The sequence below is a fragment of the Caballeronia udeis genome, from assembly GCF_044909315.1.
In the GTDB taxonomy this organism is placed as follows: Bacteria; Pseudomonadota; Gammaproteobacteria; order Burkholderiales; family Burkholderiaceae; genus Caballeronia; species Caballeronia udeis_A.
Map to the genome: position 1 here is coordinate 240,422 of NZ_JBIYEB010000004.1, position 18,483 is coordinate 258,904.

General features: G+C 60.3%; 16 protein-coding genes. 5 read left to right on the forward strand and 11 right to left on the reverse strand.

Features of this window, described 5'->3' with window-relative positions; genetic code table 11:
• Positions 1–45: 45 nt before the first annotated feature.
• Entirely contained in the window at positions 46–1,371 is a 1,326-nt protein-coding gene (locus ABH944_RS08490; protein WP_404605682.1) for an NAD(P)/FAD-dependent oxidoreductase, read from the reverse strand.
• A gap of 364 nt (positions 1,372–1,735) precedes the next feature.
• Here ABH944_RS08490 and ABH944_RS08495 point away from each other — a divergent pair, with 364 nt between their 5' ends.
• On the forward strand, positions 1,736–3,220 hold the full coding sequence (locus ABH944_RS08495; protein ID WP_404605681.1) for an aldehyde dehydrogenase family protein: 1,485 nt from the start codon (positions 1,736–1,738) through the stop codon (positions 3,218–3,220).
• Positions 3,221–3,526: 306 nt separating this feature from the next.
• Here the strand turns inward: ABH944_RS08495 and ABH944_RS08500 are convergent, their stop codons facing one another.
• Positions 3,527–4,159, reverse strand: a complete 633-nt coding sequence (locus ABH944_RS08500; protein ID WP_404605680.1) for a helix-turn-helix transcriptional regulator — start codon at positions 4,157–4,159, stop codon at positions 3,527–3,529.
• A gap of 332 nt (positions 4,160–4,491) precedes the next feature.
• On the opposite strand from ABH944_RS08500, the gene ABH944_RS08505 reads away from it, so the two are divergent.
• From ABH944_RS08505 to ABH944_RS08515, 3 genes are all read left to right on the forward strand, one after another.
• Positions 4,492–5,391 (forward strand): LysR substrate-binding domain-containing protein, encoded by a 900-nt coding sequence (locus tag ABH944_RS08505; protein WP_404605679.1) that lies wholly within the window; start codon positions 4,492–4,494, stop codon positions 5,389–5,391.
• Positions 5,392–5,421: 30 nt separating this feature from the next.
• On the forward strand, positions 5,422–6,201 hold the full coding sequence (locus ABH944_RS08510) for a carbon-nitrogen hydrolase family protein (RefSeq protein WP_404605677.1): 780 nt from the start codon (positions 5,422–5,424) through the stop codon (positions 6,199–6,201).
• 284 nt (positions 6,202–6,485) lie between these two features.
• Positions 6,486–6,815, forward strand: coding sequence for a DUF4148 domain-containing protein (locus ABH944_RS08515; protein ID WP_404605676.1), 330 nt, complete (start codon positions 6,486–6,488; stop codon positions 6,813–6,815).
• 164 nt (positions 6,816–6,979) lie between these two features.
• On the opposite strand, the gene ABH944_RS08520 is transcribed toward ABH944_RS08515, so the two are convergent.
• The 9 genes from ABH944_RS08520 to oxlT all read right to left on the reverse strand — a co-directional run bounded on the left by ABH944_RS08520 (position 6,980) and on the right by oxlT (position 17,101).
• A complete protein-coding gene (locus tag ABH944_RS08520) occupies positions 6,980–8,224 on the reverse strand; it encodes a YbfB/YjiJ family MFS transporter (RefSeq protein WP_404605674.1) in 1,245 nt (414 codons plus the stop codon).
• A gap of 236 nt (positions 8,225–8,460) precedes the next feature.
• Positions 8,461–9,180 carry a hypothetical protein gene (locus ABH944_RS08525; RefSeq protein WP_404605673.1) on the reverse strand — a complete coding sequence of 240 codons (720 nt, stop codon included), beginning with the start codon at positions 9,178–9,180 and terminating at the stop codon, positions 8,461–8,463.
• A gap of 13 nt (positions 9,181–9,193) precedes the next feature.
• The gene (locus ABH944_RS08530) at positions 9,194–9,970 is read right to left on the reverse strand and encodes a fumarylacetoacetate hydrolase family protein (protein WP_404605671.1); all 777 of its coding nucleotides are present in this window, start codon (positions 9,968–9,970) and stop codon (positions 9,194–9,196) included.
• A 99-nt stretch (positions 9,971–10,069) separates the two neighbouring features.
• Positions 10,070–11,317: a formyl-CoA transferase gene (gene frc / locus ABH944_RS08535; RefSeq protein WP_404605669.1), complete on the reverse strand. Its 1,248-nt coding sequence runs from the start codon at positions 11,315–11,317 to the stop codon at positions 10,070–10,072.
• A gap of 1,213 nt (positions 11,318–12,530) precedes the next feature.
• Positions 12,531–13,211, reverse strand: coding sequence for a GntR family transcriptional regulator (locus ABH944_RS08540; protein WP_404606000.1), 681 nt, complete (start codon positions 13,209–13,211; stop codon positions 12,531–12,533).
• 64 nt (positions 13,212–13,275) lie between these two features.
• Positions 13,276–13,497, reverse strand: coding sequence for a hypothetical protein (locus ABH944_RS08545; protein ID WP_404605668.1), 222 nt, complete (start codon positions 13,495–13,497; stop codon positions 13,276–13,278).
• 114 nt (positions 13,498–13,611) lie between these two features.
• Complete coding sequence (locus tag ABH944_RS08550; RefSeq protein WP_404605666.1) at positions 13,612–14,640, reverse strand: 2-dehydropantoate 2-reductase; 1,029 nt, start codon at positions 14,638–14,640, stop codon at positions 13,612–13,614.
• 134 nt (positions 14,641–14,774) lie between these two features.
• Positions 14,775–15,752: a LysR family transcriptional regulator gene (locus ABH944_RS08555; protein ID WP_404605664.1), complete on the reverse strand. Its 978-nt coding sequence runs from the start codon at positions 15,750–15,752 to the stop codon at positions 14,775–14,777.
• Complete coding sequence (oxlT, locus tag ABH944_RS08560) at positions 15,749–17,101, reverse strand: oxalate/formate MFS antiporter (protein ID WP_404605662.1); 1,353 nt, start codon at positions 17,099–17,101, stop codon at positions 15,749–15,751. Before oxlT ends, ABH944_RS08555 begins: the two co-directional genes overlap by 4 nt.
• Before the next feature lie 407 nt (positions 17,102–17,508).
• Here oxlT and ABH944_RS08565 point away from each other — a divergent pair, with 407 nt between their 5' ends.
• The gene (locus tag ABH944_RS08565) at positions 17,509–18,429 is read left to right on the forward strand and encodes a LysR family transcriptional regulator (protein WP_404605999.1); all 921 of its coding nucleotides are present in this window, start codon (positions 17,509–17,511) and stop codon (positions 18,427–18,429) included.
• The last annotated feature ends 54 nt before the right edge of the window (positions 18,430–18,483 follow it).

Sequence of the window (18,483 nt, forward strand, 5' to 3'; positions counted from 1 at the left end):
GTGCGTCGACGTTGTGGTTTGTGATGTGGGCGATGCCAGTCGAGCTTAGAATTCGGCGACCTTCCCTCTGACCGATTTGGCGAGACGATCGGGATGATACGGTTTCGGGTCGACAATTGGCGTTGCGTTGGTGACAAGATCGGCCACCAGATGCCCGGCCCCAGGGCCAATGCCGAAGCCGTGTCCACTGAATCCGGCGGCAAGAAACAAACCGGGATGCGTGTGAATTTCACCAATAGCAGGTACGCCATCCGGCGTGCTGTCGATATAGCCGGCCCACGCGTGTGCTATTCCCACTGCGCCCAAGGCAGGCAGAAGTCTCCTCGCCCGGCGCAGCGTTTCGTCAACCACGCCACGGTCGGGCGCCGGGTCCAGGATGCGATTCCTTTCCATGGGAGTCGGCGCGTCGAGGCGCCATTTTGCGAGCGTCTCATGTCCGGACCGCCAGCCGGTCAGGTCGCCCAGCGCGAGACTCGCTCGCCGCTTGGCGAACATGGGCATGAAGTCCTTCGAAAAGCGCAATTGCTGAAGCGTCGGGTCCACTTTGGCAAGACCGCTGATGGCAAGAGTATGGCTGCCGTCCAGGCGACGGGTCACCGAAACATCCGCCGTATGCAGTGCACCTGGAAGATCATGGCCGCCGGGAGCGACCGAAAGGATTGACGATCTTACCGATGCCTGCGGAAATCGAATGCCAAGTTGCCGGCAGAACGACGATGCCCACGCGCCACCCGCCAATACAACGGCCCTTGTGCGAATGGTGCCCTTTTCAGTAATGACACCGCTTACCCGGCCGGCTTCCATTTCGAGCCCGCGTGCCGCGCACATCTGATGTACCGTCCCGCCGGCTTTGATGACCCCTTTCGCAATAACGGGTACGGCGATGCCCGGGTCTGCCGTGCCATCCGAGGGTGAAAACACGCCGCCCTTCCATGTCTGGCCCGTTGCGCGTCCATAGTCTTTTGCGTCCGAGGTGCTGAGCATGTTCGTGATGACGCCCACCGTCCGCGCAAAGTCACGCCAGTTGGCCCACTGCTCAATTTCCGCTTCGTTGTTGCTTAGGTACAGGAGCCCGCATCTCTTGAAGCCGGTGCTTTCGCCAATCTCTTCTGCAAAGCTTTCCCACAACGAAAGACTGCGCGTGGCGATTGGCAATTCGCGGCCATCACGGTTCTGCTGACGGCACCAGCCCCAGTTCCGGCTTGATTGCTCGGCCCCTACCAGCCCCTTCTCGACAAGCGCGACACGTATGCCGCGTCGCGCCAGATAGTACGCTGAGCAAACACCGACGATTCCTCCACCGATGACAACGACATCCGCCTGGTCAGGCAAGGACGATGTCGCTTCAATCTTCATTAAGGGGGCAGGCATCAAACTACTCCAGTTTCATATTCGGATAGTACGGGGGCGCCGTGCTCCAATTCGGCGCCAGTTCATTTAAGCATGACGTGATTCCGGGTCATTATCAAAAATGGGGCGTTTGTAACAACGGCATGCCGATTGCCCCTGCCGATCAGCATATTGTTCCAAACCTGATATCCGGCAGCTTCCCAGGGTCCGGCCCGGCCAGTTGAACACTGGAAAGCGGCCAACCGGGTCAATAGCGGAGAAGTCGATAGTTCTGCTCGCAAAAACCACTGACTAATGCCGACACGGGAATTTATTCCGCGACATCTGCTGTGCGCTCGGACTTAGCATAGGACGCATCGTCTTTACCTCCTCTGGGGAAATCTACATGGAAAGCTTTGACCCTGATGCACTGGTGATTCCCAACGGCCATTTCATCGACGGCGAAATCGTAAACGGCGGCCCCGGAAGTGATTATCTGCCGGTCTCTCGCCCGTCCGACCATGTTCGCTACGCCCAGATGCCCGTAGCAAATTCGGAGCTGGTTGACCGCGCCGTGCAGAGCGCATGGCGCTCGCAACGTCAAAGCGGCTGGGGGAAATTACCGCCGCGCGACCGTGCGCGCGTTCTGCGCCGGTTTGCCGACCTGGTGGAACAGGACGTTGCCACCCTGGCCCCCCTCGAAGCCGTGGGATCCACGCGCCCTGTACGCGATGCAACCGCGTGGGATGTGCCCTATACCGCCGAGTGCATCCGCTTCTTTGCGGAACTTGCAGACAAGTACGGTGGCGAAGTTGCCGCGACCTCCCCGTCGCTGCTGGGCATGACGCTTACCGAGCCGATCGGCGTCGTGGCAGGTATCGTCCCCTGGAATTTCCCGCTGGTGCTTGCAACCTGGAAAATTGCACCGGCGCTGGCCGCGGGTAACGCGGTCGTTATCAAGCCGTCCGAGATGACGCCTTTCTCGGTACTGCGTCTGGCGCAACTGGCCGTCCAGGCTGGCGTGCCGGCCGGCATCTTTAACGTAGTCCAGGGGGATGGCCGCATCACCGGTGACGCGCTTGTGAGACACCCGCGCATCGGTAAGGTGTCGTTCACCGGCTCGACCCGCTCCGGCGCTTCGATCATGGCCGCGTGTGCGGAAACGGGCATCAAGCCGGTGACGCTTGAGCTTGGCGGGAAAAGCCCTCAAGTGGTTTTCTCCGACGTTCCCGACCTCGATGCCGTGGCGCGTCGTATCGTCATGGGCATCACCGGCAACGCGGGCCAGGTGTGCAACGCAGGCTCTCGCTTGCTGATCCAGCGCCCCCTCGCCGAAGCAATACTGGGTCGGCTGATCCCCATTTTCAATGGCTTGCGAGCCGGGGCCACCTGGTCCGCGAGCACCACCTTATCGCCCATCATCAGTGAAGCTCAAGCGACCCGTATCGACGGTATCCTGCAGCGAGCCGTGTCCGCCGGCGCTCAGCTCCATTGCGGGGGTGGGCGGGCAGACGCCCCAATCGGCGGTGCCTTCGTTGCGCCGAGCATTCTGAGCAGTGTGGCTCGCGACTCGGAAATCGTCCGTGAAGAAGTATTCGGTCCGGTCCTGACAGTGGAGACGTTCGAAGACGAAGAGGAGGCATTGGAACTCGCTCAGCACGAAGACTATGGTCTCGCCGCCGGTGTGCACACAGCCGATCTCGGCCGCGCTTTGAGACTGGTGCGAGGGATAGAAGCAGGCAACGTCTGGGTCAATCGCTACGGCCGCTCATCCGACTTCATCATTCCCACTGGCGGCTACAAGCGCTCAGGCTTGGGCAAGGATCTTGGGCGGCAAGCATTCGAAGCCAACCTTCGCTCCAAGAGCGTACTGATTGATCTGAACGGTTAGCGCGAACCTGCGCCGCCGGAAAAGAGCGCGTTCGATCTGGAAATACGGGCTGAATTCCGTAATCCACTTCGGAGGCGCTCTGGAAGAGCCCGTTGATGGAGCGGCCCAGTAGTTGTACTGGCGCAGGCGTTACGGGACTCTCGGCCGCTCTCGCGTCTGGGAAACGCGCGGCCTCTGTCACGGCCCTGGAGGCGTCGGCGGTTGACAAGCGTCTCTGGCTGAAAGGCGGGCGCCGCAATGTCAGTGCGGCGAAAGACTATGAAGAAGTCCTTATCATCTTTGGCGTCGACAAGAAGTAGCTAAACGTTATTTAGCGTCGTTATATACCGTCGCCCTAGATACCCCCAGGTGTTGCGCAACGATCTCCATTGAACGGCGCACTTCCAGGAAACCCTCATCTCTCAGCTCTTGCAATAACGCTCGGCGATGTTCTGTCTTGAGTGAGCGCGAGGTGGTCGCCAGATTCATCGCAAAGCGGTCGATGCGCGCGCGAATGGCATCTGCGTTCGTCGGGTCAAGTGACTCTTTGACCGGTGCCGCCGACGTGCTGCAGAACTGCTCCAGCATTCCTTGCATCCCGCGAAAAAGCGTCACGTCCACGTTCATGCAGAGCGCCGCAATATAGCGGCCCGACGAATCCCTGATGCCGATCGAAGTACTCTTCGCCGATCTGCCATCGGCGAATCGATTCGGATAGTTGGCAAGGAGCTGAGGAAAATCCTGATCCTGAATTCGGGCGAGGCCGAGTTCGGTGGCAGGCTCACCCACGCGCCGCCCGGACAGATTGTTGTGGATCGCGAGAATGGCATGCTCGGGCGAGCGCAGGTCGTGCACCACTACCTCTGTGAAAGGCGCAAACATCTCGCCCAAGCCTTCAGCAATGCACTGCACTTGCTCGAGTAAAGACTCCTGCTCGGACTTCTGTTTGTTTCTTGGCATGCCGGACGATGTGTCTTAATTCGGAGCGTTATGTACCGGGTTGCAGTTGTGTCGTTGGAGGCAAAAAAGATTTCACGGGGCAACTCGATTTTGCCGAATTATACCGAAATTCTAAATTTGGACTATGTGTTTTAAATCGCGATCGAAGTTCACGATGTCCGTTGCAGCCGCCCCCGGCGCAACATTATGGTCAGGTTCAGGGGTTCTTGTACACTTCGAGTCGGCGTCGGGTGAGCGGGATTTCACAGCGATGTCTCAGGTAAAGCGCTGAGCCGGTCGACCGGAATCATGGGCCGTTGACTCATACCACTCACAAACACTATTCAGTTTAAGTGAAGAACGACGTCACCTCCGATCTCGAGTTTTTCGTCCAGCTTGCGCGCCTGGGCAGCTTGTCGGCTGCCGCGCGTGCGCTTGATCTCACCCCACCGGCCGCCACCCGGCGGCTCGCGCTGATGGAGCAACGGTTGGGCGTGAGGCTAGTGAACCGCACTACGCGCAGCGCGAGCCTCACTGACGAGGGCGACACGTATCTGCGGCACGCTACGCGTATTCTTGCCGCTGTGAGCGAGATGGAAGACGCCGTGTCACGCAGCCGCGAAGCACCCCGCGGCATATTGCGCGTGAACGCCTCTCTCGGCTTTGGCCGCACCACCATCGCGCCGCTCGTCTCTGCGTTCGTGCAGCGTTATCCGCAGGTCGAGGTTCAACTGGATGTGACGGACCGGCCAGTGGATATTGTCGAGCAGGGTTTCGATCTCGCCATCCGCTTCGGGGCGCTACCCGACACGCGCCTCAACGCGCGACGCATCATGTCGAACCGGCGCTTCCTGTGTGCATCGCCGGCGTATCTGCAGCGGCACGGCAACCCTGCCGCGCTTGCAGATCTTGCGCGCCACCGGACGATCCTTCACCGCCAGAACGACGACGCCTACGGCGTCTGGCGCTTCACGCGCGACGGCGAGACGGTGTCGGTCAAGGTGAACGGCGGACTCTCGAGTAACGACGGCGACATCGTGCTCGGATGGGCGCTCGACGGACACGGCATCTCGATCCGCTCGGAGTGGGACCTCGCGAAATACCTGGAAAGCGGCCGGCTGAAAGTTGTGCTGCCCGACTTCCTGCTGCCTCCGGCGGACTTGTTTGTCTACTATCCAAGCCGCCGCAATCAACCCGCGCGTATGCGTGCGTTCATCGACTTCCTCGTCGAGCACTTTCGCGCGTCCCGGTAACCCTGCCTGGATCACATCGACCGCTTCGTCATGACAACTGCCCGCATTGCGTATGTACAGTGGCCCGAGGGATTGCAACCGGCCGGACCGGCATGGGATGCCATTCACCGTTCCATGGAAAGTGCCCGTCCCGACATTCTGGTGACCAACGAAATGCCGTTCGGCCCGTGGCTTGCAGAGCGTGCGAACTTCGACGCGCAAGCCGCGCAGCGCAGCATCGCGCTGCATGAGCACGCGCTCGATGCATTGCGCGGTCTGGGCGCGGCGGCGGTGATTTCATCGCGTCCGGTTGCGTTCGACGGCCGTCTTGCCAACGAGGCATTTGTGCTGGAATCGAATGCGTATCGCACGATCCACCATAAGAAGTACTTCCCGCAGGAGCCAGGCTTCTTTGAGGAAGCATGGTACGACCGCGGTGCCGGTGGATTCGACTGCGTGCAAGTCGGGCAGGTCAAGGTGGGGGTTCTGCTCTGCACCGAGTTGTTCTTCAACGACCGCGCGCGAGCTTATGGTCGCGACGGCGCCGACCTCATCGTGACGCCACGCGCGAGCGGAACGTCACTGGCGCGATGGAAAACGGCGGGCACCATGGCAGCCATTGTGTCAGGTGCGTGGTTCGTCAGTTCGAACCGGCATGGTCAGGGCGCGCTCGGCCAACAGTTTGGAGGAGCCGGATTCGTGGTCTCGCCTGACGGTGTTTTGCTTGAGGAAACAAACGAAGCAACGCCGCTACGCGTTGTCACGATCGATCTTCATGCAGCCCGCACGCAGAAAGCGCAATACCCCTGTTATGTGAAAGAGGTGCCCTGACTCGCGCGGGTCGGGTCGCGGCAAACGCATGATTGCCGGCATTTATTGCTGGTTCGTTTGGCGACCGTTTAACTCACCGATTTATTACCGAAATAGGCTGACACATATGCACCACCCCAGGGAAACGGGCTTATTGTTGCCGCAACGGAAAATATCTTTCGCCGAAACTATCGTTTAAAACGGTCGATAGGCGGCCTAGACTTGTTTTCATCAGAAGCGCATGCAGACACGGGTACTCAGTCTCAACGTCTTCCGAGATCGAAAACAAACTCTGGAGGTTCATCATGACCAAGTCGCTTCTTTCCGCCCTGCTGATTGCCTCTGCGCTCGCCGCTCCTTCATTTGCGTTTGCCCAGGATAACGACGCGCCCGTGACGCGCGCGGAAGTTCGCGCTCAGTTGACCCAGCTCGAACAAGCCGGCTATAACCCGGCTGCCAACGACAATTACTATCCCGAAGCGCTGCAAGCCGCGCAGCAACGTGTTGATGCGTCTAACGGAGTAACGGCACAAGCGTATGGTCCATCGAACAGCGGTACATCGGCGTCAGGTGTTCGGACCAGCATCGCACCGGCTTCCAGTAGCGACCAGCATTCAATCTATTTTGGTCACTAGGATTTGATCGGCAGCGCCGTCGACTGATTGCTTGACGCAGGGACTCAAGAAATCGCTCATCGCTTAAATGCGCCGGGCGATTTTTTATACTGGAATATAACTAAGCTATGCCAAGTATTCTCCATCTTAAAGCTCGCAGCAACGGATAGCACTTTACAGCGCGCTCAAGCGTGCAGTGGTTTCTGCAACATCGCGAGAACAGCGCCTGCCGCAAGCAGGATAGATGAATACACGAGCCCGCGAGCGAGCCCTGCGCCATCCGATATCCATCCAATGATTATCGGCCCGACGATCTGTCCCACAGCGAATACGATCGTGAACACGCCGATCCCGCGGGTCCATTGCACGGCCGGAAGATTGTGCCGGACGAACGCCGTAGTCGACGCCACCGCCGACAAAAACGTCGCGCCAAATAAGGCACCCGATACGAACGCCACCGCCGGTTGCGTGAACAATGCAGGCATCAAGGTCGCAAACGCGAGGACCGCGTTAAACACCGCCAGCGCCTGGCCTCCGCTCATGCGGTTGAGCAGCCCGGACCAAAGGCGGGCCGAGACGATAGTCGCCAGACCGAGCAGCACGTAGAACGCGGTTACCACGGCCGCGCTCATGCCGGCCGCACGAAGCAACGCAATCAGGAAGGTCATGTAGCCGATATAACCCACGCCAAACAGCGCGTAACCGGCCAGCATGAAACCGAAACGTCGCCAGGGCAAAGCGCCTAGACGCAACGGCGATGTGGTATGTGCAGCAGGAACCGCCGGCGCAGGTTCACCATGGTCGATCCTGCGAGCGACGGCAATCGCGGCAATGGAAGCCAGCGCACAAGCTGCCGCCAAGGCGAACCAGGCCCATTGCCAGCCATGCGGACCGCTGAACGTGGTCATGGGCACCAGCAGCGCTGCGACGACTATCCCGCTGCCCGCGCCACCGTAGTAGAGCCCGAGCACCAGACCCGCATCGCGTGGATCGGCCGATGCAAGACGTGCTGCCAACACCCCGCCGCCGACAAAGATCAACGCACTGCTGATCCCGGTGACAACACGTTGTGCAAGCAATGCATGGGTGTCGGAAACCAGACCGCCGAGGGTCATCAATGCAGCCGTCAGGATGCATCCCGCGATGAAACACGGGCCCACGGGCCATCGACGCGATACCCATGGAAATGCGAGCGCGCCAAGCAGGTAACCCAGCGCATTGGCGGTGTTCATCGCACCGGCTTGCGCGAAGTTCCAGCCAAGATCGGCTTTCATTGCCGGCAACAGCAGTGCGTAGGAGAAACGTGTAAGGCCAAGTGCGATAGCGCTGCCGAATGACAAACCCGCGGCCAGCACAAGCGTGTGCCGGCGAGAGCGCGATGCATGAGCAGGTGCTGCCTGTGCCGCGTTGCTGCGTGTGTCGTCGATCATCGGCTAAGGCGGCTTGTGGGCTGACGGGCTAAACGAACTTGAAGGACATGAACCTTACCGGACGCGGCCTCGTTATCTGGCGGCGCGCCGCTATGGTATCGCGCCTGCCTCATACCGGCACGCTCGTACCCCTCCTTGCATGCCCGATGCCTTCCGCTCAACAAAACTCAGCCTCGAAACGCAGATAGCGTGCCGAAGCACGCTATCCAGTCACCCCATGGCACAAGCCTGCCGCCCTATTTCTCGCTGCGCGCACCCGACGGCCTGACACTCGTGCCCGTCACCACGCATCCCAGCACGAGCGCCACGCCGGTCACCACCAGCGCGCCGTTTGCCAGCCCGACCCCGGCCGCAACAACAGAACACGCGGCATACCCGTTCAATGCAGCGATAAAAACCGGATACGCGCGATCGGCCATCGCCATTGCGAGGTAAGCGCCGATCAACGCGACCATCGCGCCGATGATCACGACCGCCACCGCGCCGCCTTCGAACCCTGCCGTATATGCAATCACTGTGCACAACGCGGCGCAGGCGAAGTGCATCGTGCTCATCAGTTTTGCATTCGATACCCCGAAGCGTACGCGACCCAGCACGAGCGCAAACGCAATCGCCGCGATGCCACCCAGCGCGTTCCACTCGAGTGACGCGCCCGGGTCGAAGCCGAGCACGCGATCTGCCGATGCCGACGCAAGCGCGGCCAGCGCCAGCGCACTTTGCAGCGACGCGGGCGTGGTCCTGCCCAACCGGGGCGTCAGCATCGCGAACGCCGCGATGGCGAGCGCGACGAGCGTCGAGTCGAAGCCCGTCGCCATGCCGTAAGCCACGATCACCGCCGCCCCGACGCCCGTCGCATCGCGTAGAGCTTGCCGCCGGGTGGGCGAGACTGCGCCCGGCGCCTTCAGGCTTTGCATCGACGCCATCACGGCGAACGCACACAACGCACCGTCGAGCATTGATGTCTCCGCATCAGAGCAAGCGATTGACCAGGGTCCCGATACCTTCGATCGAGACGCACACCTCGGCGCCGTCCCTGATCGATCCGATCCCGAGCGATGTACCGCACGCGATCACATCGCCGGGTTCGAGCGTCATGTCGTGCGAGATCAGGCTGACCTGTTCGGCGGGCGTGAAGATCATGTCGTCGAGCGGATAGTTCTGCCGCTCGACGCCGTCGAGCGTGGTGATCACGCGCGCCGCACGCCAGTCGAATCCGGTTGCGATCGTGGGTCCGAGGCATCCGAATGTATCGAATCCCTTCGCGCGGCACCATTGCGGAAAGTTCGGATCTTCCTGCAGGAGTTCACCTGCCGTGACGTCGTTGACGCACGTGTAGCCGAAGATCGCGGCCTCGGCTTCTTCCACCGATACCGACGAGCAGCGCCTGCCGATCACGATGCCGAGCTCGCCTTCGTAAGCGATCTTGCCGTCGTAGCTGACCGGCCGGCGTATCGCCTCCTGGGTGCCTATCACCGACCGTGCGGGTTTGATCAGGAACAGCGGATGTTTGGGCGGCGCTTTATCGAGCTTCTTCGACAGCGCGTAGAAATTGTTCCAGAGCGCAACGATCTTGCCCGGCTGGCAAGGCGCCAGCAGCGTGACTTCGTCGATGCCCAGTTCCTTGCCCGTCGGCTCTATGCGATCAAAGGGAGAACACTCGCATTGCATCACGCTCCTGCCGTCTTCCGACAGCGTGCCGAAGCCCTCCACGCCATCGGCGCGGGAAAAACGTATCCAGTTAGCCACGTTGAAAGCCCTGAAGAAGTAGCGCTGCCGTCTTTGAAAAACGGCAGCCGGAGCCAGCAGTCATGCGCGCCTTCAAGGGGCGCCAAGCACGGCCGTGGCCTAGATCGCGCCGAGGCTTCGCAACGTCGCGATCTGGTCGGGCGAGTACCCAAGTTCCGCCATCACTTCGTCGGTATGCTCGCCCAGCAGGGGTGAACGCACGACGTCGGTTGGGCTATCGGAGAGCTTGATCGGGTTGCCTACGGTCAGGTATTTGCCGCGCACCGGATGGTCCACTTCGACGATCGTGCCGGTTTTGCGCAGCGACGGGTCTTCGGCAATTTCCTTCATTGAAAGGATCGGGCCGCACGGAATATCGTGTTGGTTCAGGATCTCCATGGCTTCGAACTTGGTCTTGGTCATGGTCCATTGTTCGATCTCGGCGAAGATGCCCTTGAGATGCGGAAGCCTTGCGGCCGGTGTGCGGAAGTCGGGATGGTCGATCCATTCTTCCTTGCCGATCACCTTGCAGATCTCGCCCCAGACTGGCGCTTGCGTGATGAAGTAGATGTAGGCGTTCGGGTCGGTTTCCCAGCCTTTGCACTTCAGGATCCAGCCCGGCTGCCCGCCGCCCGATGCGTTGCCGGCGCGCGGCACGGCCTCGCCAAACGTGCCGTTGGGGTACTGCGGATATTCCTTCATGGTGCCGGTGCGCTCGAGGCGTTGCTGGTCGCGCAGCTTCACGCGGCAGAGGTTGAGCACGCCGTCCTGCATGGCGGCGAGCACCTTCTGGCCGCGGCCGGTGGCGTTGCGTTGATAGAGGGCGGTGACAATGCCGAGCGCGAGGTGCAGGCCTGTGCCTGAGTCGCCGATTTGCGCGCCGCTGACGACTGGCGGGCCGTCGTCGAAACCTGTGGTGGATGCTGCGCCGCCTGCGCACTGCGCGACGTTTTCGTAGACCTTGCAGTCTTCGTAGGGGCCGGGTCCGAAGCCTTTCACCGATGCCACGATCATCCTGGGGTTCAGTTCCTGGATGCGTTCCCACGTGAAGCCCATGCGGTCGAGTGCGCCGGGGGCGAAGTTCTCGACCAGCACGTCGCATTTTTTCACGAGTGACTCGAGGACTTTCTTGCCGTCCGGGTTTTTCGTATCGATGGTGATCGAACGTTTGTTGTGGTTGAGCATGGTGAAGTAGAGGCTGTCGGCGTCGGGGATATCGCGCAGTTGCTCCCGCGTGATATCCCCGGCGCCGGCGCGCTCGACCTTGATGACATCGGCGCCGAACCATGCAAGCAGTTGCGTGCAGGTCGGGCCTGATTGAACGTGCGTGAAATCGAGGATACGCACCCCGTCGAGGGCTTTGCTCATGCCTGTCTCCTAACCTTTAGCAGGTTTTTGTGATGCTTGTGATGCCCTTCGGCATTGCCCTGCGGGGCGTGCCGGGTTTTAGTGCTGCGGAGTTGCCTGGTTTCATCTTGCTCTGGACATGATGGGCTGTTTTCCTCCTTTTCTGTAGATGGGGAGGCCCCTCGCGGCACCGGTTAAAGTGCGAGCACTGTGATATACAATATTCTATACACAGTATTAGTCAAGAGATTTTGCGTGATACACGGTGGGTTTTGCGTGATACGCGATGGGTTTTGCGTGATACGCGATGGGTTGTGCGATGCAGTAGGCCGGAAATGCTCGCGCAATGGCGAATGTCGTCGGGTTTTGCTGCAGTGCGAGGGACAGCGGATTTTGTGGTGGTGGAGGTCGGGGTCCAGGCCGGGTTGCTGCTTTCTAGGACTTTGCGCGTTTAGTGTTGGCTGATTTCTTTATCACTATTAGCCACTGCGCGTGGCGGCGCGTCATTTCTTTGTCCAAAGCGACAAAGAAACGAAGCAAAGAAAACGCTTTCAAACCACGCTACCCTAAGTGTCCACAGCGTGCGATTCCAATTCATGGGTGCCCCAAAAGCACGGTGCTCGCCAGAGCGAAGGATGTGTGAACCCCTCCTTCTCGCGAATCCTGACATGAACACGCTTCGCCCCGCACGCTCTCGGGCAAGCACTATTGCTCAGAATCCGTACGGCCTCATGCATATTTTAGGATTGAGGTTCTTGGTGGCAGACGGTGCGGTTAGAAGTGCATATTAATTCGGAGACTGGTTTTCCGCGGATAGCGCGGGGTGCCCCTTGGGCAGGTTCAGTCACTGGTGGCGAAGCGTGTGGGTATCCGTGTTCGGAGAAGGAGGGCTTCACACACACATCCTTCGCTCTGGCGAGCACCGTGCTTTTGGGGCACCCATGAATGGGAACTGCACGCTGTGGACACTTAGGGTAGTGCGGTTAAAGCGTTTTCTTTGCTTCGTTTCTTTGTCGCTTTGGACAAAGAAATGACGTGCCGCCACGCACAGTGGCTAATAGTGATAAAGAGAAAATCCGACTCTTGCAGACCGCTAACCCTGAAAGCAGCAACCCGGCACTGACTCAGACCGCTAACGCTAGAACCCGGCACCCCGGCACCAACCCCGACCGCCAACGCAAGAACCTGGCAACCCAAGCCCAACCCCGCCCCCCAGCGCCAGCGCCCCTCCCATTCAATCCAGAAAATCGCAATTAGCCTCGACAAACGCCGCGAGATCCAGCGAATGCTGACGCACCAGCCTCTCGACCAACTCGGTATCCCGAGCTTCAAGCGCCTCGATGATCTTCATATGGTCTTGAATCGACCGCGCCGCCCGATCGCTTTGCGAAATCGTCATCTTCCGGATCGCACGCACGTGCACGAAAATATTCTTGATCGTATCGAAGATGATCTGCGACTTGCTCAACTGCACAATCGCCTGATGGAAGGCAATATTCGCCTCCGAATACTCTTCGATATGCTCAGCCGGCGCCTGATTCTGAAAATGGTCAAACATGTGCCGCAACGAAGCAATCTCTTCGTCCGTCGCGCGCTGCGTCGCGAGCCTCGCCGCCATGCTTTCCAGCGCGGCCCACATATTGATCATCTCGACAATCTCGTGCTTGGTCTTGCGCACGATATAAATCCCACGACGCGGCACCGTGCGCAGAAACCCTTCCTGCTCGAGCAGCGTCATGGCTTCGCGAATAGGTGTGCGACTCACGCCCAACGCTTCCGTCAAATCCTTCTCGTCCAGCCGGATCTCTTCGCGCGAACGATAAATGTCCGCCTCCGAAATGGCCTGGCGCAGCCGCGCATACGCCTGATCGCGCAACGAAACCGTCGCGTTGATCGGCGCCAGCGAAAGCGTCACGCCAGCAGGCTTACCTTCCGCACGCGGCTCAAGAAGATTGGCCGGGGTTGCTGCAACTTCTGTATCAGATGGCATTGATGGTTTGATGTCCCAGGTTCCGCACGCCCGTCGTCGCCCGTGTACCCGTGCTGCCGCCCTGGTCATCCGCCGTCAGCCCGGCGTACCGACCGTTGTCCTGCGCGCGCTGCAACACGTCTTGCGGGACCGCCGATGCCAGTGCAAACGTCACACCCACACCGCCCGCCAACAAGGCAATTCCGATCACGACTAATAAAGCGATGCTCATTTCCGGCTCCTAGTGGTTTACTCCAAGAGCCTTCAGTATATGTTGCGTCGCAATGCAACGCAACATATTTCGTATGTGATATATCAGAAACAACAGCCCTTCTGTGTTCGCAGTTTAAGCGGCTTTTTGTGAACGTGTGAAGGATTCAATCGTTTTGATACCGGGCTTGGCCGTGCCCTGGTTGACACCTTCGCGCAGCTTGATCAGCGCGAGCACGGCGTCGATCATCGGCGTGTCGACGGCAAGCTTGCGGCCAATTTCCTGCACGACGGTCACGATCGGATCGATCTCCATGGGCCGGCGGGCTTCGCAATCCATCAGCATCGAGGTCTTGTGGGCGCCGACCGCCGCGGCACCGTTGATGCGCTTTTCCACATCGACACGGAAATGAACGCCGAGCTGCTCGGCAATGCCCTGCGCCTCCTCCATCATGCGGCGTGACAGCGCGCGCACGGCAGGATCGTTGGTGAGCACATCGAGCGTGGCGCCCGTCAGCGCACTGATCGGGTTGAAACAGAGGTTGCCCCACAGCTTCAGCCAGATCTCGTCACGGATGTTGTCGCGCATCGGCGCTTCCATGTCGGCGGCACCCATGATGTCGTGGAACGCCTGCAGCCGCGGCGTGACCAGCCCGCTCGGCTCGCCGATAGGAAATTTCTTGCCGTACACATGACGGATCACGCCCGGCTCCGCAATTTCGGCTGCGGGAATCAGCACGCAGCCTATTGCGCGCTCCGGCCCGAGGACCTGCCATTGGCGGCCGCCCGGATCGACGCTCTCCAGCGTGGTGCCGGCAAGCGCGCCGCCGTGCTCGTGGAAATACCAGTACGGCAAACCATTCACCGCCGTGACCACGGCAGTATCCGGCCCAAGCAGCGGTTGCATCAGGTCGACCACGCCAGGCACCGAATGCGCCTTGAGCGCAATCACCACGTAATCCTGTGCCCCAAGCTCCGCGGGATTGTTCGTGCAGCGGACCTTGACGGTGTGCTCCTCACCATCGATCTGCAAGCGTACACCGTTCGCCTGCATGGCAGCCAGATGCGGCCCCCGTGCGACGAAACTGACATCCGCCCCAGCCCGGGCCAGTTGCGCACCCATATAACCGCCGATCGCGCCGGCACCGTAAATGCAAATTTTCATTGTCGTCTCCTGGATTATCGGCTCTTCTGATATACAACATATTAGATTCAGTATTGGATAACAACGAAGAAAGCGCAAGAAAAAAGCGCGACTCTTTTCAGGGAGCCGCGCTTCGAATACTCAGTGGATCGGGGTCAGGCGTGGGCGATTTGCAGCGGCTTATGTTGCTCATCATAGGACGAAATGACGTGCGTCCAGATACGCGCCGCCTGGGCTTGCAACGTACGGCCGCGCCGCTTGACGAGCACGACGGGACGCGTCACAGGCGGCCATAACGGCACCGGTTGAACCAGCGCTTGCGCCGAGGCTGCGCCTGCGTGCATGGGCTGGATGCCAAGCCCAAGTCCCGCCGCGACCATATGCTCGACGCTCGCGGCCTGGGTCAGCCGCTGCAGCCTGACATTCGATGCACCGTGTTCATCGAGCGCACGCGCGATGACATCGAAACTGCCGGCGTCGTCGTCGAGAAGAAACAGGCTCGCGCCGTCCAGGTCGCGCCATCGCACCGTGGCATGCGATGCCAACGCATGCCGCGCGGGAACGATCGCGCAGAGGGAATCGGAGAAAAGGATTTCCGTCGATAAATCGCTGAGATCGTGAGGATTACTATCTTCCAGGGGACCGGTCAGCACACCCATGTCGGCATCGCCGGCTCGCACGAGCTCGAGCACCTTGCGTGCAGGCGCATCGTGCAACGTCAGCGCAATATTGGGGTAGCTCGCCCGGCACGATGAGAGCAGCGCCGGCAGCACCGAAGCGACCAGGCTTGAACTGCTCGCTATCGACACCGCGCCACTCTCCGCCGTGGCCACCTGCCGCCCGAAACGCAGCGCGGCTTCGAGTTCATCGACCAGTAGCGCAATGCGCGGAAGCAGCGCGCGGCCGGTATCGGTGAGCGCGACCTGACGCGTCGTGCGGTCGAACAACCTCAGTTCCAGCAGGTCCTCCAGTTCCCTGATGCCGCGGCTCGCCGCCGACTGCGTGACGCCGAGCGCGTTGCCCGCCTGCGTGAAACTCCGATGCTGCGCAAGGATCACGAACAGGCGCAATTGCTGCAGCGACACGCCGGACGTCTTCAATCCCTGCACCGCATCAATCGGACTCCGGTTCATTGCGCCGACGAGTTACGCGGCGCGTCTGGCCAGGCAGCCCGAAACGCAGCGGAATCGAGCCGGCTCGACTCGGCGACCGTGTTGTCGATCCAGCGCTTTCTCATGGGGGCCAGCACAAACTTCGCGCACAGCCCGGCGGCAATCGAGATGGTGGCCGTCACGATGAACACGGCATCCCATGAGCCGATGGCCGACAGCACCGAGGCAAGCGGCACGAGCATGGAAGCCGTGCCCTTCGCCGTATAGAGCGTACCGGCGTTGGCGGCGGCGTATTTACTGCCGAAGGTATCGGCGCAGGTGGCCGGGAAGATCGAGAAGATTTCACCCCAGCACAGGAACGTCACGGCCGCGAAGAACATGAACAGGTACGGGTTGTGACCGAACTCCATCAGGCCGAGCAATGCAACGCCTTCGCCGATGAAGATGAAGAACATGGTGTTCTCGCGGCCGATCTTGTCGGAGACCCAGCCGCAGAGCGGACGCGTAAAACCGTTGCACAGGTTGTCGATCGACAGCGCCATGGTCAGGAGCGGCAAGGTCACGCCGAGCAGGCTGACCGGCATCTTGGCAAAGCCATATTCCTTCGCGATCGGACCGAGTTGCGCCGTGGCGATCACGCCGCCCGCCGCCACGAACACGAACATCATGTACAGCACCCAGAAAAGCGGCGAGCGCACCATCTGGCCCGTCGTGTAGTCGATCTTCGACGCCACCACGCGCTTGGCCGGGACGGCATGGGCCGGCGGCCTCGGACGGACCAGCAGCATGCCGAGCAACAGGATGCAGACGCCCTGGAAGATGCCGAAGAACACGAAGGTGTGCTCGTAGCCGGAGCGCTGGATCATGTTCGAGATGGGGATCACCGTGACCGCCGCGCCCGCGCCGAAACCTGCCGCCGTCAAACCGGCTGCGAGGCCGCGCTTGTCCGGGAACCACTTGAGCGCGGTGCCCACGCAGGTGCCGTACACGCAACCCGCGCCCACGCCGGCAATCACCGCCGCAATGTAGAGATGGACCAGGCTGGTCGCATTTGCATCGATGATCCAGCCTAGCGCCGCGCAGATCGAACCGCCGATCACGACGGGCCGCGGGCCGAATTTATCGACGAGCCAGCCTTCGAGCGGCACCAGCCACGTTTCCGTGACAATGAAAATGGTGAACGCGGTTTGAATCGCCGCCTGACCCCAATGATGTTTTGCATCCATCGGGACTACGAACAAAGTCCATGCGTACTGCAGATTGGCGACCAAGCCCATGCAGATGATGCCGATGGCGAGTTGAGCCCACCGATTGTTGTGCCACCCCGTCTTGGGCTGACCAGCGGCCGGTGCCGTCGCTGCGTTTGCCATGTCTGTCTCCGTTATGTTTGTATCAGCGCTCGTGCGGCGCGTAATCAACTGCTGCATCGACTGCTTCGTCGATTGCTTAATCGACTGCGGCACACCGTGTCTTGAATCAAGGCAAGGTGCGAGGGGACTTGGTCGGTCAGGGAACGTGTTCGTGGCGCCGCTGCGCCGGATACGGCCACGCCCATCCTGCGGGCCGCAAAAGTAAGGAAGCTGATCGAAGAATCATGGTTAAGCGATTCCCAATGTTCTGATGGTTATAGGGGAAGACCCTGCCGCTGCCTTCTCCCCCGTGCACCTTACGGAACTAGCGCACGTTGAAAGCATCCTGCGGCAGAAAAATGATTAGGGAAAGTTAGAAAAATTTATTGTATAAATTCAGGATCGTTTATAGGTGGAGATCCGCCATGATGCGTAATGCGACGCTCAGGCAACTGAAAATATTTGAAACCGTCGCACGGAGGCTCAGCTTTTCGCGCGCCGCCGAAGAGCTCTACCTCACCCAGCCGGCCGTCTCCACGCAGGTCAAGCAGCTCGAGGAGCATGCGGGACTGCCGCTTTTCGAGCAGCTCGGCAAGAAGATCTACCTGACGTCGGCCGGCCACGAGATGCTTCACCACAGCCGCGCGATCCTCGAACAGTTCCGCGAAGCCGACGACGCCATGGCGCGACTCAAGGGTATTTCCGGAGGCACGCTGAACGTGGCCGTGATCAGCGCCGGGGATTATTTCTTCCCCCGCCTGCTGGCCGAGTTCACCAAACGCAATGCCGACGTCAAGCTGAACCTGGCCGTCCATAACCGCGAAGAACTGCTGCACCAGCTCACCGACAACCTCACGGACCTCGCGATCATGGTTCGCCCGCCGAAGGACATGGACACCGAGAACGTGTCGTTTGCCCCGCACCCGTACGTGATCGTGGCGCCTCCTGATCATCCGCTGGTGGGCAGGAAGAACATTCCGCTGGAGTCGCTGGTCGACGAACCGTTCATCGTCAGGGAGCGCGGTTCCGACACCCGGAATTCGATGGAAGAAGGTTTCGCGGGACGGTTCAAGCCCCGCAATATCGCCATGGAAATCACCAGCATGGAGACCATCAAGCAGGCGGTGATCGCCGGCATGGGGATCAGCTTCCTGTCGGCGCACACGGTCAGCATGGAGTTGCAGATCGGACGGCTGGCCGTGCTCGACATAGAGGGTTTCCCCGTGATGCTCAACTGGTATCTCGTGCATCGTCATAACAAGCGGCTGCCGGCGGTGGCAATGGCGTTCAAGCAATTCCTCATTGAGGAAGGAGCGGCGCAAATCTCGGCCATCACGCATATCGGGTAAACCATCTATTAGGTATCTTTAATAGTTAAGCAAAAAACAAGTGACTATCGTATA

What these genes read in the sequence shown, in the direction of transcription:
- ABH944_RS08490 (WP_404605682.1), bottom strand. Translation starts at nt 1,371, where the DNA reads ATGCCTGCCCCCTTAATGAAGATTGAAGCGACATCGTCCTTGCCTGAC.
- ABH944_RS08495 (WP_404605681.1), top strand. Translation starts at nt 1,736, where the DNA reads ATGGAAAGCTTTGACCCTGATGCACTGGTGATTCCCAACGGCCATTTC.
- ABH944_RS08500 (WP_404605680.1), bottom strand. Translation starts at nt 4,159, where the DNA reads ATGCCAAGAAACAAACAGAAGTCCGAGCAGGAGTCTTTACTCGAGCAA.
- ABH944_RS08510 (WP_404605677.1), top strand. Translation starts at nt 5,422, where the DNA reads ATGACAACTGCCCGCATTGCGTATGTACAGTGGCCCGAGGGATTGCAA.
- ABH944_RS08515 (WP_404605676.1), top strand. Translation starts at nt 6,486, where the DNA reads ATGACCAAGTCGCTTCTTTCCGCCCTGCTGATTGCCTCTGCGCTCGCC.
- ABH944_RS08520 (WP_404605674.1), bottom strand. Translation starts at nt 8,224, where the DNA reads ATGATCGACGACACACGCAGCAACGCGGCACAGGCAGCACCTGCTCAT.
- ABH944_RS08525 (WP_404605673.1), bottom strand. Translation starts at nt 9,180, where the DNA reads ATGCTCGACGGTGCGTTGTGTGCGTTCGCCGTGATGGCGTCGATGCAA.
- frc (WP_404605669.1), bottom strand. Translation starts at nt 11,317, where the DNA reads ATGAGCAAAGCCCTCGACGGGGTGCGTATCCTCGATTTCACGCACGTT.
- ABH944_RS08545 (WP_404605668.1), bottom strand. Translation starts at nt 13,497, where the DNA reads ATGAGCATCGCTTTATTAGTCGTGATCGGAATTGCCTTGTTGGCGGGC.
- ABH944_RS08550 (WP_404605666.1), bottom strand. Translation starts at nt 14,640, where the DNA reads ATGAAAATTTGCATTTACGGTGCCGGCGCGATCGGCGGTTATATGGGT.
- ABH944_RS08555 (WP_404605664.1), bottom strand. Translation starts at nt 15,752, where the DNA reads ATGAACCGGAGTCCGATTGATGCGGTGCAGGGATTGAAGACGTCCGGC.
- oxlT (WP_404605662.1), bottom strand. Translation starts at nt 17,101, where the DNA reads ATGGCAAACGCAGCGACGGCACCGGCCGCTGGTCAGCCCAAGACGGGG.
- ABH944_RS08565 (WP_404605999.1), top strand. Translation starts at nt 17,509, where the DNA reads ATGCGTAATGCGACGCTCAGGCAACTGAAAATATTTGAAACCGTCGCA.